At 62.1% G+C, this 14,590-nt stretch carries 12 protein-coding genes; 7 read left to right on the top strand and 5 right to left on the bottom strand.

What is annotated here, in order from left to right:
• Positions 1 to 109: 109 nt before the first annotated feature.
• A complete protein-coding gene (locus tag ACFOKF_RS16695) occupies positions 110 to 2,488 on the bottom strand; it encodes a TonB-dependent receptor (protein WP_380797078.1) in 2,379 nt (792 codons plus the stop codon).
• A gap of 172 nt (positions 2,489 to 2,660) precedes the next feature.
• Here ACFOKF_RS16695 and ACFOKF_RS16690 point away from each other — a divergent pair, with 172 nt between their 5' ends.
• From ACFOKF_RS16690 to ACFOKF_RS16675, 4 genes are all read left to right on the top strand, one after another.
• Positions 2,661 to 3,530 carry a Rossmann-like and DUF2520 domain-containing protein gene (locus ACFOKF_RS16690; protein WP_380797076.1) on the top strand — a complete coding sequence of 290 codons (870 nt, stop codon included), beginning with the start codon at positions 2,661 to 2,663 and terminating at the stop codon, positions 3,528 to 3,530.
• A gap of 370 nt (positions 3,531 to 3,900) precedes the next feature.
• Positions 3,901 to 4,245 carry a hypothetical protein gene (locus tag ACFOKF_RS16685; protein WP_380797075.1) on the top strand — a complete coding sequence of 115 codons (345 nt, stop codon included), beginning with the start codon at positions 3,901 to 3,903 and terminating at the stop codon, positions 4,243 to 4,245.
• Positions 4,242 to 7,085: a response regulator gene (locus tag ACFOKF_RS16680; protein WP_380797074.1), complete on the top strand. Its 2,844-nt coding sequence runs from the start codon at positions 4,242 to 4,244 to the stop codon at positions 7,083 to 7,085. The genes ACFOKF_RS16685 and ACFOKF_RS16680 overlap by 4 nt, the downstream gene beginning before the upstream one ends.
• Entirely contained in the window at positions 7,082 to 8,011 is a 930-nt protein-coding gene (locus ACFOKF_RS16675; RefSeq protein ID WP_380797073.1) for a diguanylate cyclase, read from the top strand. Before ACFOKF_RS16680 ends, ACFOKF_RS16675 begins: the two co-directional genes overlap by 4 nt.
• Before the next feature lie 22 nt (positions 8,012 to 8,033).
• Here the strand turns inward: ACFOKF_RS16675 and ACFOKF_RS16670 are convergent, their stop codons facing one another.
• Positions 8,034 to 8,618: a TetR/AcrR family transcriptional regulator gene (locus ACFOKF_RS16670; protein ID WP_380797071.1), complete on the bottom strand. Its 585-nt coding sequence runs from the start codon at positions 8,616 to 8,618 to the stop codon at positions 8,034 to 8,036.
• A 90-nt stretch (positions 8,619 to 8,708) separates the two neighbouring features.
• The gene (gene phhA, locus ACFOKF_RS16665) at positions 8,709 to 9,572 is read right to left on the bottom strand and encodes a phenylalanine 4-monooxygenase (protein WP_380797069.1); all 864 of its coding nucleotides are present in this window, start codon (positions 9,570 to 9,572) and stop codon (positions 8,709 to 8,711) included.
• 421 nt (positions 9,573 to 9,993) lie between these two features.
• Between phhA and ACFOKF_RS16660 the strand changes: the two genes are divergently transcribed.
• The 3 genes from ACFOKF_RS16660 to ACFOKF_RS16650 all read left to right on the top strand — a co-directional run bounded on the left by ACFOKF_RS16660 (position 9,994) and on the right by ACFOKF_RS16650 (position 11,550).
• Positions 9,994 to 10,215 (top strand): hypothetical protein, encoded by a 222-nt coding sequence (locus ACFOKF_RS16660; RefSeq protein WP_380797068.1) that lies wholly within the window; start codon positions 9,994 to 9,996, stop codon positions 10,213 to 10,215.
• Positions 10,216 to 10,223: 8 nt separating this feature from the next.
• Positions 10,224 to 10,424 (top strand): DUF6961 family protein, encoded by a 201-nt coding sequence (locus tag ACFOKF_RS16655; protein ID WP_380797066.1) that lies wholly within the window; start codon positions 10,224 to 10,226, stop codon positions 10,422 to 10,424.
• 835 nt (positions 10,425 to 11,259) lie between these two features.
• Entirely contained in the window at positions 11,260 to 11,550 is a 291-nt protein-coding gene (locus ACFOKF_RS16650; RefSeq protein ID WP_380797064.1) for a hypothetical protein, read from the top strand.
• Positions 11,551 to 11,673: 123 nt separating this feature from the next.
• Here ACFOKF_RS16650 and ACFOKF_RS16645 read toward each other — a convergent pair whose 3' ends face one another.
• Positions 11,674 to 14,286 (bottom strand): hypothetical protein, encoded by a 2,613-nt coding sequence (locus ACFOKF_RS16645; protein ID WP_380797063.1) that lies wholly within the window; start codon positions 14,284 to 14,286, stop codon positions 11,674 to 11,676.
• The gene (locus ACFOKF_RS16640; RefSeq protein ID WP_380797062.1) at positions 14,283 to 14,588 is read right to left on the bottom strand and encodes a hypothetical protein; all 306 of its coding nucleotides are present in this window, start codon (positions 14,586 to 14,588) and stop codon (positions 14,283 to 14,285) included. Before ACFOKF_RS16640 ends, ACFOKF_RS16645 begins: the two co-directional genes overlap by 4 nt.
• Between the last annotated feature and the right edge of the window lie 2 nt (positions 14,589 to 14,590).

The raw sequence follows: 14,590 nt of genomic DNA, 5'->3' as shown, positions 1-14,590 counted from the left end.
GGCTTTGCCGCGCGCCAGCATATCCCTCCGGCTTTTGGGCCGGATGGAAGGCCCGCTCGCCATCATGGCTGGAGCAATATCGGCCTTCCCTCTTTTCCTGAAATGACTTTCAGATCCGACCTTTGAGCGTCAGGCCATAAAGGCGCGGTTCGCCGATCGAAGCGAGCGCCACGCCATAGGTCGAATTGACGCTGATCGTGTTGTAATAATCCTTGTTGAACAGGTTGCGGACCCAGACCGACACATCCCATTTGCCTTCGCTCTGGCGGATGCCCGCATGGGCGCCGAACAGCGCATAGCCCGGTATGCGTGAATAAGGGTCCAGATTGACCGTGGCGTAATAGCTCGACCGATAGCTGCCATCCGCACCGATGTAGAGGTCGCGGTCCCCGCCGGCCTGATGCGTGTAATCGATCGTTCCGCCAAGCGACCATTTGGGGGCGCCCGAAGCCTGTCGCCCGGACAGGTCGACCGACGTCTTGTCGCTGTTCAGATAGTCCGGCACCGCATTGGCGTAGCTGGTATATTTGGCATCATTATAGGTTGCCGCGAAAGTCGCGCTCAGCCCTTCGACCGGGGCGAAGCGGGCGTCCAGTTCCACCCCGCGCGACCGCAGCGTGCCGACATTGGCGATATAATAGGCCGCCGGACTGACTGAGGTGTTGGCATAATTGGCCTGATAATTCTTGTCTTGCGTCCAGAACAGCGCGCCGTTCAGTTCCACCGCACCCCCGGCAAAGCGGGTCTTCAGCCCCAGTTCGAACGCATCGACCTTTTCCGGCTTCACAAAGATGTCGACGCCCAGAGTCTGGCGCACCAGATTGATGCCCGGCGATTTATAGCCCCGCGAATAGCTGTAATAAGCATGGGCATTGTCCGACAGGTCATAGGCGGCGATCAGCGTGCCGGAAATATTGTCGCTGTTCCTCTTCGCATAATAGCTGGCGACCGGCGCATAGGCGGCGCGCAGGGCGATGGCAGTCGCCTGATATTCGACCGGCAGACTGCTGATCGGCGCTACGTCGCCGCGCGCGTCCGCGTCATAGAGGCCGGTCTTGTGCTCATAGGTGTAGCGCAGCCCGCCCGTCAGGCGAAACCGCGGCGATATGTTCCAGGTCGCCTGCCCATAGGCGGCATAGCTGTGCGTCGCCGGCACGACATGGGCATAGGCTTCCAGACCGTCCAGAATCGCCGAGGGCAACGGCGATACGGTCGCGGTCGGCGTGTTGGCGGTGCGCAGCCAGGCGACGGCATCACGGCCATAGACGCTGCGTTGCACGTCATCTGCCTCCTGCCAGAAGAAATAGAGGCCGGCGCTATAGTCGATCGTCCGTTCGCCGGTAGAGGCAACGCGGAATTCCTGGCTGAATTGCTGCTGGTCGGTCTCCACCACGCCCAGCGTGGAAATCTGTGCGCCGATCTGGTCCCCGTCATAATTGGGGATCCACTTCCAGTTGCGGTAGGCGGTGATGGAGGTCAGCGTCACGCCGCTCAGGTCCAGGTCGGCCTGCGCCTGAAAGCCGTAGCTGGGCATTTCATCATATTGGCTGCTGTCCAGGTCCACCCGCCGGTCGAACGCATTGACGCTGACCGGCGTGTAGCCGACATCGGCCGCCCGGCGATAGAAGCCCCGCACCTGCGTCCCGTTGCTCAGCGTGGTTGGCAGCACCGCGGCAATGCTCTGGAAACCCACATCGCCCTTCTGGATCGAATAATCGGCGATGAAGCGCAGGCGGAAAGTGTCGGTCGGCTTGTACAGCAGGTCGAAGCGCGCCGAATGATTGTTCAGATTATCCCAATCCTCGTCATAGACGCTATTGCGGATCAGGCCGCCTCGGGACGTGCGCAGATAGGAGACGCGGAACGCCAGTTCATCGTTCAGCGCCGCGTTCAGGCTCACATAGCCGCGGAAATAGTCATAATTGCCATAGGTCGCCTCCGCTTTCGCTTCGTTGGTGAAGCTGGGCGCGCGCGTCTTGATGTCGATCGCGCCGGCGACCGTGTTCTTGCCGAACAATGTGCCTTGCGGTCCGCGCAGCAACTGGATGCTGTCCACATCGATCAGGTCGGTGATGACCGATCCGGTGCGCGGCCGATAGACGCCGTCGACATAAAGGCCCACACCCTGTTCCAGCCCGTCGTTGGTGCCGCCCGAATTGGTGCCGATGCCGCGAATGGTGATGGTCTGGTTACGGCCGCTGAACCCCTGAATGTTCAGACTGGGAAGTTGTTGCACGCTTTGCTTCAGGTTGAACGCCCCCTGCGCGGCAATCGTGTCGCCGCTGATGGCGCTGATTGCGATCGGCACCTTCTGTGCGTCTTCCTTGCGGTAGCGGGCGGTGACGACGATGCTCGCCACGCTGGCGTCGGCGGCATCCGGCGCGGCGGGTGTCGTTTGCGCCACGGCGGGCAAGGCGATCAGCGCGCCGCCCCCTAGCAAGGTTATGATGAAACTCCGTCCGATGGTCCGCGCCCGATAATCCCGCATGATGTTCCCCGAATATGTCTGTGGGCGAGAGGCATGATATGGGCAGGCGGGCATTTCCAACGCGGATCGCACGGCGTCCTATGCGTATTGTCAAAGCGTTGAACATCGCTCGCCAACCGATCGGTTTCGCTCAACCTTGCCGCCGCGTGGCGGCAGCGGCTAAGCAACGGCGATGCGACACCAGCCTGCCTATCGCCAGATCGGAATCGTCGGGACCGGGCGGGTGGCCCGCGCGATGGCGCTGGCCTTGCGGCGTCATTCCACTGCCCCCGTGATGCTATGGGGGCGCAACGCCAGCCATATGCGCGCTGTTGCGGACGAAATGGATGGCCGGACCGTGGAAAGCCTCTCCATGCTTGCTATGGCATGCGACCTTGTCCTGATCGCCGTATCAGATGATGCCCTGACTGATGTGGTGACGGCGCTGGCCCCGGATCGGCCGGTGCAGAAGGGCATATTCGTCTGCCACATGAGCGGTCGCAGCGGCGCAGCCATTCTCGCGCCGCTACGGGACGGCGGCATGCTGACGGCGGCGGTGCATCCGGCCATGACCTTCACTGGCGATCCGGAACAGGAGGTCGCGCGTATGGCCGGCGCGTGCTTCGTCATCACCGGCGATGGGCCGCAGGCGACGGGTGCGGCCGAACGGCTGGTCGATGTGTTGGGCGGGGTCGCCGAACAGGTGGAGGAGGCGCAGCGCGCGCTCTATCACGCGGCCCTGTGCCATGCGGCCAACCATTTGGTGACCTTGCTGGCCGGATCGAATGATGCCTTGCGGGCGGCGGGGATCGCCGAACCCCAGGCCTTGCTGGCGCCGCTGGTTCGGGCAGCGCTGGAAAACAGTCTGGATCGGGGTTTCGCCGCTCTTTCTGGGCCGTTGTTGCGCGGGGATGAGGCGACGATCCGCGACCATCTGGCGGCGATGACGATTGACTGCCCGTCGCTGTTGTCGCCCTATCGCGCCATGGCGCGCGCCACGCTGGAGCAACTCACGCGCGCAGGCCATACCGTTGCGCCGGGGCTGGAAACTCTACTGGACTGATGCGAGCGCCTGTTTGGAAATGCGCCTCTGGTGCGGCAACGAAAATGCGCTCTTTCGCGCATTTTCCAAACGGCCTCTGAGCAATCGCTCGGATTGAACAGTTGCAGCATAGAGTGAGTGTCTGCAAATTACGTAAAATCATCGGATAAGATTACGAAAAATCGCCAGTAGTTCTACCTTTTAGCGCTTCATGACTGGGTGATTGGCAATTGCCTGGGCGGATAATGCAGCGCTTTCTGAATAGTTGTTATGATTAACCAATATAAAACTCTCCATCCGGCACAATGCCGGTATGAGACGGGAAAGGGCTGAAACGGATATTAAGGTCGTTTCCTCCTTTGTGGAGGAAACGGGGATTGGGCCATCTGTCATGCGACAGGGGCGCAAGGCCGCGTGGACCGCCTGCATCCCGGCTTTGCTCCTTCTTGGCGTCGGACTGTGCGGTCTTGGGGCGGCCTCGCTTCTGGATGGGCGGCAGTCGGGCTGGTATCTCGTCATCGCCGCGCCGGGTTCGACCTTGGCGAATACGATCAATCTCGTCAGCGCTGCCGATGGCCGTCTGGTGCAGAAGGGGCGTTTTTCCAACATCGTCATCGCCGGATCGACCCGGCCCGACTTTCCGGCCGCGCTGCGCAAGGCAGGCGCCTGGCTGGCAGTCGCTGCGCCTTCGCGCGGCGGGTGCTTCGACTCTTCCCAGCAGGAACAGAGCCTATGACCATCGAACTGGATACGCTGCGCTATCATTTCGGCCGGTTCCTCGTGCCCCTTTTCTGGGCGCATGTGCCATTGCTCGCGACCGTGGCGCTGCTGGCGGGGCATTCGCCTGTCGCAGCGGCTTTGGCGGGGGGCGTTCTTGCGGCTGCCTATCATCTGATGTGGTGGCGGCAGGGGATCGCGCCTGCGACGCGCTATCTGTCGGCGATCGCCCTGATGGGCGAACCGGCCATGCTTCTCTTCCTCATGCGCGGCCATCCCTGGCAGATGGACATGCACATGTATTTCTTCGCCATGCTGGCGCTGACCATCGCCTGGTGCGATAAGCGCGCCATCCTGGCGGCGGCGACGGCAACGGCGCTGCATCATCTGCTGCTGCTCTATCTGCTGCCCTATGCGGTGTTCCCCGGACAGGGCAACCTGGAACGAGTGCTGCTGCACGCCGGCATCGTCGCCTTCCAGACGACCGTGCTGGTGTGGCTCAGCGACAAGCTGGTCGAGAGCTTCGGCCGCAACCAGCGCATGGGCGAAGAGATATTGGCGAAGAATGAGGCGTTGGAGGCGCGCACCTGCGAGGCGGAGGAGGCCAACCGCGCCAAGAGCCTGTTCCTGGCCAATATGAGCCATGAAATCCGCACCCCCATGAACGCCATATTGGGCTTCTGCCATCTGGTGATGCGGACCGACCTTGAACCCAAGCAGATGGATTATGTCAGCAAGATCAATCATGCTGGCGTGTCTCTGCTGCGGCTGATCAACGACATTCTCGACTTTTCGAAGAATGAGGCAGGCAAGCTGACGCTGGAATCCAATCCGTTCAACCTGCGGCGCGCAATCGAAAATCAGGTTCATCTGGTCGCCGACAATGCCGAAATGAAGCAGGTCAAACTGGTTTCGCAGGTCGATGCCGATGTGCCGGAACGACTGGTGGGTGATGAGATGCGCTTTTGTCAGGTTGTCCTCAACCTGCTGAGCAACGCTGTCAAATTCTCGGAAGAAGGGACCGTCACCATCAAGCTGATCCTTGCGGCGGAACAGGATGGCCAGGTGACGCTGGAACTGTCGGTGCGCGACACCGGCATCGGCATGACGGCGGAGCAGCAACATTCGCTGTTCCATTCCTTCACCCAGGCCGACAGTTCGACCACGCGCCGCTTCGGCGGCACCGGCCTTGGCCTTGCCATCTGTCGCCAGATTGTCGAGCAGATGGGCGGCAACATCCGCGTCGACAGCCAGCCGGGCCATGGCAGCACCTTCACCTGCCAGATGCGAATGGCGCGTGAGGATGACATGGTGGCGCTGGAAACGCCGCTGCCCGAACATGTGCGCCGGCTTCGGGTTCTGGCCGCGGACGACAATACCGCCTCGCGCCAGATCATGCATGACGTCTTCGCCGGTTGGGGCATGGCGGTGGATCTTGTCGCGTCGGGGCATGAGGCGCTGGCCGCGATCGACGATGCGGATCAGGGCGGGAAGCCCTATGATCTGGTCCTGCTCGACTGGAAGATGCCCGGCATGGACGGCATGCAGGTGGTCGAGGAAATGCGCGAGACTCAATATCGCGTGGCGCGACCCAAGACCTTGATCGTCACCGCCTATGGCGCCGACGACTTCGTCAAGGGCATTCAGGATGGCGACGTTGCCGCCTTCCTCACAAAGCCGGTGGTGCCCAAGACCCTGCTCGACACCATCATCGACATATTCACCCAGCCTGACGTCGTGCCGGTGACGGTCGTGTCGCCGGTCGATGCGCTGCCGATGGTGGCCGAACATCTGCGCGGGCTTCAGGTGCTGCTGGTCGAGGATAATGAGATCAACCGGGAAATCGCCACCGAATTGCTCGCCGATGCCGGCTTGCTGGTCGATTGCGCCGAAAATGGCCGTATCGCCTGCGACAAGGTGCAGGAGCGCGGCGGCACTTATGCTGCGGTGCTGATGGATGTACAGATGCCCGAAATGGATGGCGTCACCGCCACCCGGATCATTCGGGAAAGCTGGCCTGCCGATCGTCTGCCGATCATCGCCATGACGGCCCATGCCTATGAAGAGGAAAAGCAGCGCTGCCTGTCGGCAGGTATGAACGATCATATCGCCAAGCCGGTCGATCCGGCCGGACTGTTGCGGACGCTCAACCAGTGGCTAAAGTCGGTGCCCGCGCCGGCTGCGCCTGCGCCCGCCATCGTGGAAAAGGCGCCGACAGCCCTATTGCCCGACAGCCTGCCGCCCTTCGACCTGCGCGCCGCGCTGCTGCGGGTCAATGGCAAGGCCACCTTGCTGCACAAGCTGATCATCACCTTCGGAGACACTTATGCCGATGTGGCAGGGGAGTTGCGCGTCCTGATCGCCACTGGGATGCTGCCCGATGCCCGCCGGCTGGCGCACAGCCTGAAGGGCGTGGCCGGTTCCCTGGAACTGCCCGATGTGCAGGCTATGGCGGCCGGTATCGAACGGATGCTGGCGGCTGGCGATGCTGTTCAGGCGCGGGCGAGCCTGCCTGCGCTGGATCGCGCCATCGCGCCCGCCATTGCGGCGGCCAGAAGCCTGGGCGCCAGCCGCCAGGGGGCGTCTCCGATCGCGCTGACGCCGGCGGATGGCGACAGCATTGCAGCGGCGCGGACCGAACTGCGCGATCTCGTCTTCCGGCGCAGCCTGGGCGCGCGCGCCGGCTTCCGCCGTTTTGCCGATGCGCTCGGCCTGACGGAAGAGGCGCGGGCGGGCCATCCCGTCCATCAGGCGTTGGAAAAGCTGGACTATGAATCGGCGTTGGCGCTGATCGACGCGGAGGCGTTGGCCGATGTCGAACATGCCAAGCCTGATCGACGGACGGGGGTGCTGTCATGAACAAGGCGACAATTCTGATCGTCGATGATGAAATCTCCAACATCGAAATCATGAATGCGGTGTTGGAGGACGACTATGAGGTCTGCTTCGCCACGTCGGGCCAGCAGGCGCTGGACACGGCGCGCGCCGCCCAGCCCGATCTGGTGCTGCTCGACGTGCTGATGCCGGGCATTGACGGGTTCGAAGTCTGCCGCCAGCTCAAGGCCGATACGTTATTGGCGGACATCCCCGTCATCTTCACCACGGGTCTGGGCGACACGGAGGATGAGATGCGGGGGCTGTCGCTGGGCGCGATCGATTATGTCACCAAGCCGATCCAGCCCGCCATATTGCGCGCCCGCGTCGGCAATCATGTCGAACTCAAGCGGTTGCGCGATCAGCTGGCGATGCTGGCCGTCACCGATGCGCTGACGGGTTTGAGCAACCGCCGTCATCTGGAACGGTCGTTGCAGACGGAAGCGGCGCGGCTAGCCCGGACCGAGGATTGGTTGTCGGTCATCATGCTGGACATTGATTTCTTCAAGCAGTTCAACGACACCTATGGCCATCCGGCGGGGGACCGCTGCATCATGATGGTGGCCTCTGCCCTGATCCGTGCGGTCAAGCGCGCGACCGATCTTCCGGCCCGCTATGGTGGTGAGGAATTTGCCTGCATATTGCCGGGCACCGATCCGCAGGGGGCGGAACTGGTGGCGCAGGAAATCCGGTTGCAGATCCAGTCGCTCAACATCCCGCACGAACGATCGCAGGTCAGTCCGTTCATCACCGTCAGCATCGGCGTAGCCAGCGCGCGTTGCCAGCCGAACATGTTGGCGGAAAAGTGGATTTCGGAAGCGGACCGTCAACTCTATATCAGCAAGCAGGAAGGCCGGAACCGCATTTCGCTGGTCGAATTTGACCAGCGTGAGGAATATTGCCGGACCTGAGCGGAGACCTGCTGCCGGACGGTCAGTCGTGGCGGAAGATGGCGACGATCTGGGCTGCGATCTGTGCGCGGGTGAGCCGGCCCGGCCGATACCAGTCCGCTGCCGAATTGAGCTGCGACAGCAGCAGGTTGCGGTAGATGGACGGATCGATATGCGCGGGCAGCGGCAATTGCGCGATTAGCCCGCGGAACAGATCCTCGAACCTGTCGCGCCTTGCGATCAATTGGATTCGCATCGCGTCGGGCACTGCGCGAAAATCATTCATCATCGGCGTCGTTAGCGAATCGGGGGCCAGCTGGATGTCGAGCAGCGTCGTGCAGGCGGCCTCCAGCCGCGCCCATGGCTCCTGCTGCGCCGCCACGGCCTGCGCGATCCGCGCCTCCGCCGCGTCGAGCGCGCTGTCATGCAGTTCGATGAACAGCGCATCCTTCGACTTGATGTGATGATAGAGCGATCCGCCCAGCACCCCTGCCTGCTCGCCAATGTCCCGCATCGACGTGCCGCGATACCCTTTGCGGGCAAAGAGTTGCGCCGCGATTTCCAATATCTGGCGGCGGCGGCCTGAGCGTTCGTCGGTGGAAGAAACGGGGGAGGGCGGCACGGTCATCGCACCGTGGGTAGCATATCCATTTGCGAAAAGGCACGCATGGATGCAATTGCGTGCTGCATCCGGCGCGCCTGCTTCCGTGGAGATGGGTCATTGTCCGCCGGCCTGCGCCCGCGCATAGGCTTGGGTGCCGTGGGTGAAGACATGATCTTCCGGCAGCACGGATGCGATCCCTATGTCCGCTTCTGCTTCCACATCGGCGTAAAGCGGCGCCAGATCGGTGTCGAGCGTCTGGCGCAGCAGATCCTCGAAACTGTCGATCACGAAATAGGTCTGCTGATAATCGTCGATGCGATAGCCGGTGCGCATCACGCGCTTCAGATCAAAACCGATCCGGTTGGGCGACGGGTCATCCAGCGCAAAAAGCGATTCGCCATGCGATGATACGATGCCCGCGCCAAATATGCGCAGCCCTTCGTTGTGGCGGATCAGCCCAAACTCGACGGTGTACCAGTACAGACGCGCCAGCCGCTCGATCGCGCCCAGCGCCCCGGCGCGCTGTCCGCCCTGACCATAGGCCTGCATATAGTCGGCGAACACCGGATGGGCCAGCAGGGGGACATGGCCGAACACGTCATGGAACACGTCGGGTTCCTGCAAATAGTCGATCTGGTCGGGCGTTCGAATGAAGTTGCCGCACACGAAGCGGCGGTTGGCGAGGTGATCGAAGAAAACGTCGTCCGGGATCAATCCGGGGACGGCGACGACCCGCCATCCGGTCAGCTTCATCAGCCGCTCGGACAGAGCGTCAAAGCGAGGGACGCCCGGTTGATCCATGCGCAGCACATCCAGTCCCGCCAGAAATTCGGGCGCCACCCGTCCCGGAAGCAACCGCGCCTGCCGATCAAACAGCTTGTCCCACATGGCATGATCGGCCGCGGTGTAATGGTCCCATTCCTGCGGAACGGTCCAGTCCGGGGCGGCGTGATCGGGGCGCTTTGCGTCATGTGCCATGGCAGGATTATGACATGGCACGACGGCAATCTCTTCTCAAATTTCGGGAATTTGATGTTTTTGATGAAAGGAAAATTCCATGGATCGGGATAATATGAAATTTCTATTTCATTAACTGATGCGTCGCCGTGACTTTCCGGGCCACACGCCTGGCCCCTGTGCGACACATCAAGCGTGCCCTATGTGGCGGTCCATCGGATGGCAGGCGCTGACGCGTGTTGAAATGTGGCGGAGCGGGAGCCAGTCAAAGCAAGCGACTAAGTTACTATATTAGATAGATAAATTTTCGCCTTTTTGGCGCAATACCATGGATTATACCATGGCGATTATTTTTGCCCGTTCGGTTTCCCAATATGGGAATCGAACAGGCGGCGCCGATACCATATGATCGCGTCACTCTTCCCGCGAATCTGAGGTCACTATGCAGACGAATGAACAGGGCGAACCATTCGGCGCCTGGCTGCTAAAGCAGGCCGGCCGCCATGACTGGATCGGCACGCTGGCGAAGCAGGCCAAGGGCGATCCGAAGTTTCAGAAGTCCCTCACGCCGGACGATCTGAGGAAGCGCCTTCATGACGCGGGTGCCGAGGGTGACACATTCGAAGCGCTGGATGATGCTGAAATCGAGTGGCTGAGCGCTTAGAGCCAGTGATGACCGATTGGGAGCTTTGGGCCGTTGCGGGAAAGGTCATCGCCTCCGAAAGGGAGGACGTTGGCGAGTTCCTCGCGGATCGGGTTCGCTGCCTGACAGATGTCGGTGACGACGAGGGCGTGAAGATATGGCTCGCGGTCGCTGACCGGGTGCAGCAACTGCTAATGGATAGACCCGTCGATCCGAGCGAAGTGAATTAGTACATGCTGTGAACCGGCATGATGGCGTCCAGGCTATTGCCGCGCGCGTCGATCAGCTTATGCACTACCGCCGCGCCCGGACATGGGCCGTCAGTGAAAGAGAACGAATGCCGCTAGTGATCTTGGACGCCCTGCCTGCGGGGCAGGCGATCGTGAATACCGATGATATTGTACTGGTCAGGGCGGGACACAGCCATATCGAGATAGTGTTGCGAGGCGTGTCGCAAAACGTCTTGCTTCCCCATTCATCCGTTGTGGATGTGGCCAGAGATCTGCGTGATCCCGCTAACATTGTGGACCCGGCATGCGACCGTCAGTCCTGATCGGAACCAAGGGGGACTGACCGCGTATGAAGTCTGGGCCGGTAGCATCCCCTGGCCCTTGAGCGACAACTTAGCCCTACTTCACAGTAGGGCTTTTTTTGTTGGAACCCGCCGCCCTCTGGAGCGTCTAGCCGCCTGAGCCCCAAGACCTCGGCTCTTGCGAAACCTTGCCCCGCGACATCTTCCCTTAGACCGCGGGGCATTTTTGCGGTCGATATTCGATCAACCAGCTAGGGCTGGTTCGGGTGAGATGCTCAACCCCTAAGGTCCGGCCCCATGCCTTTAACCTTTCGTCAATAATTATGCGCGAGAAGTTAACGTGCTTCACAGATCCCTAAATGTGAGGTTTCCTTCGATCGGCCCCGGCGCTCCCCCCCCAACGATGGCGCCGGGGTCGCCCGTTCATTTCATATCTTTCTTGGCATGACACCCGGCTACGCGGCAGGGAATAACTTGCTGACCGATGATTCGCAGCCGATCAGCCTGTGACGCAGGCGCTACGGAGGAACTATATGTCATGGTACGTCGTCACTTATGAAATACGCGGCAGTCACGATTTGAAAGATGAACTAAAAATCGAGGAAGAACTGCGCAAAAGCGCCGAATGGTGCATGCCGATGCCTTCTCACTGGATCATAAAAAGCAATAAATCGGCGACGCAGGTTCTGGAGGGGTTGAAGAAGGCGGGAGCAATTCATGAATCGGATGCTATCTTCATTCTCGAAACTACATTGAAGGGCAGTTTTCAGCAGCCCACTCGTTTCGCCAAGGGCTGGCTCGAAGAGAATTTGCAGGCAAGTTGATGCTTGCATCCTTCCTGCACTACCGTTGACTCGTTGGCGCTTAAAGCTAATTTATCTCTGATCCCGGCGCGTTTGGACGCGACCACATCCTGTGCGTCGGGATCAACTTTCTTCGGTTGGGCGTCATGTGGCGACTAATGGCGTTGCCGCAAATGCCGGGAGCAGCGGAATGCCCTGCACGGCCCCCGCTAGCGGCATTTCCGCATTGGCATAGCTCTCATAGAGCATCCCATTAGTGAGGATCGTTTCCGCCGCGATCTGGCCATTGCCCACAGCGGCGGGCCAGTTGGCCAGATAGCGGATGCGCGTGTTCGGCGCCCAATTGCCGGACGATCGGGTCAGTGTGATGCTGTTGCCGCTGAGCGCCGGGGTGAAGGCGATGGCACCACCCATCTTGCTCCAACTGCTGCCGCCGTCTTCGCTCACTTCGAACTCTGCCGGGGTCGCACCATTCACGCCGGTCATCAGTGCCCCGCCATTTTTCATCGTTGCGGGCAGGGTAATGACCGCGCCGCTGCGGGTGGCGCTCGCAAAGGCAGGTGTCGGATCATATGCCTCGATATGGCAGGCGCGGGCCAGCGCATGCGCCCAGCGCTGGCAGAAACGGATATTGCCGCGTGGGTCGGTGCGGTCCTGATGCGCGCTATCAGACGGCCCCAGGAGGAAGTCGAGCCGGTAGGCGCCCAGCGTCGCATCAATGCCGGCGTCCAGCCCGACGCCACTGAGTGCCCAATCGTGCTGAATTTTTCGGAACGTCTCATAGCCGGACCCGCTGCCCGCCGGATTCGCGCTGATGTCGCGATGGCGGCCGACCGGGATCGTCACCACCCATGGTCGATTGACGAGGCCCAATTTTTGGAAGTTCTGCCGCTCGGCCCGCTCCGTGCTGTCCGCCGTCGACTTGGGCACGCCCGCGAACAGTTCGGCCACCCGTTCGACCCATGGTCGCTCGACAGGCGTCCGCGAGCCGTAAGCGGTCGCGAAGGTCAGCGCCGTGCCGCCCGCTGCCGCCGTTGACGTGTCGCTGGTGGACCAATCGAGGAGGAAGCCGGTGATCCGGTTGCGCTTGGCGGCCATGGTGCCCGTCACCATGCCGCTCGTCGGCGTGACACTGTCACCCCATAGATCGAAGCCGTTCGACACGTCGCGATACATGAAATTGTGCGTCGCGCTGCCATTCTGGAACAGGCCGACCAACTCGATCGGGACGCCCGCGCCGATGACTTCCCAGAGCTGGGCAAAGGCGACCATCCCATCGGACACCACATTCCGCGTCCCGATGGCCCCGCCATCGATCGGCGTGTAGCGCGCACCAGCCCCGCGCATGGCGCAGAAGCTGACCAGCCCGCTCGTCGGCGGATCGAGGGTGACGGACGTTGCATCGAAAAACGCGATCTGCGCCTGCGACTGCCCGATGATGGCCATGACCGGGCCGATGCGTTCATAGTCGCGACTGATCGAAATCACCGTGCGATCGTCGGCGCGGCGGAAGAGCCAGCGATAGGTGCCGGTCGGCACGTTGGGCAGGGTCAGCGTCTGCAAGCCGGTAAAGGGTGCCGCGCTGATCTGCGTCCAGTCGACCATCACCCGATCGTCACTTTCGCGCACGGCGCGCGCTTCGACATGGGTGGCGGCCCCGACGATCAGCACCTGGCGCACCACATCACCCGTCTTGTTGATCAGGTCGGCCGCGCTGGTTGCGCTGCGCACGGCGGCGGGCGGCAGGGCATGGGTATAGCGCCGCCAGAGCGGCCATGCATGGATGCCGTTTGCGCCGCTGCGCACCGGGCGCAATTCTGTGCCACGAATATGGCCAGTGCCGATCAGGGTTGCCGCAGCATAGGCGCGGCTGCCCGCCGTCTTGGCCAGATCGGTCGGCCCGCCCAGCCGGTAATGCGCCGCCAGCGATGCGCCCCAGATCGTTGCCGGGTCGCCGCCGCGCGCGAAGTCCTGCCACTCTGCGTCGGTCCCGCCGCTGCCGTCCAACTGGAGGAAATCAGCCAGAGTGCCGGGGAAATACTGGCCATAGGCCGCCGTCGCGCCGAAATAGGAACCGAATACCATGGAGTTGGCCGGCGTCGCGTTGCCCATGAAACCAGCCGGCGTGAAGGTGTCACCTGCCTGCAAGGTGCCGTCGTTCCGCACGAATCGAACCTGAAACTGCCCAGCGCCATCCAGCGACAGGATCACCGTGCCGCAAATGACGCCTGTGTCGTCGGGCGTGACGATCGCAGACCGAAGCCCGCGCGTGCTGGCGGACGAACCGGCCGCGCCGGTGGTCGGATCGCGGTCGCCGCTATAGACCCCGCCACGATCGCGATTGTACCAGATGAAGCGGCCGGCAAAACCCGCCTGCGACGCGCCGGCGGGAACCCAATAGAGGGTGCAACTACGGCTGGCCGTGGTGCCCCCAGAGCCAAGGATGGGGATGCCCTGCGTGTTGCTGGCGGACGCGCTGTTGACGATAATGCCGCCGGGCTGGAAACGAACCCGGATGGCGATGGCGCCGGGGATCTGGCCGCCCGCCGTGCCCGCGTTGTTGCCGTTGCCGAACAGGTTTGACAGCGTCGGCCCTTGAATGGCCCGCTGGTACTGGTCGCCGTTACGGACGCCAAGGAATGTGGAAAAAGGCGTCGCGTCCGACAGGGCGTCATAGACCGGAGACGGCGCGGGCGTCCCGCCGGCGGCCAGCATCGCCGCCATGGCCACCCCAAAGCCAAAGCCGAACACCCTCATGCCGCCAGCACCGCGATCTTTTCATTCGAGCCGGTCGCCGCAAAGCTGCGGGTGCTGCCAGCCGGAAGGAAATGCGTGTCGCCATCGGTGGCGACAGGGGTCGCGCCGAACTTGACCCAAATCGCCGTATCCGTCGTGACGTGCCAGAAATCACCCGCGTTGGCGGTGATCGTGCTGACCTGATTGGAAGCGCCGGGCACCAGCTTTTCCTTCTTTGCCGGCTGCGACGGCTCGACCGGCATGGTTGCGCCGCTACTGGTGCGGGCGTTGACGGGGCCGCAGGTGACTTGAGTAATGGCCATGG

The organism is Sphingobium rhizovicinum, from assembly GCF_042647625.1.
Lineage (GTDB): Bacteria > Pseudomonadota > Alphaproteobacteria > Sphingomonadales > Sphingomonadaceae > Sphingobium > Sphingobium rhizovicinum.
The sequence above is the reverse complement of the archived record's forward strand: the minus strand, read 5'-3'. Positions and strand labels throughout refer to the sequence as shown.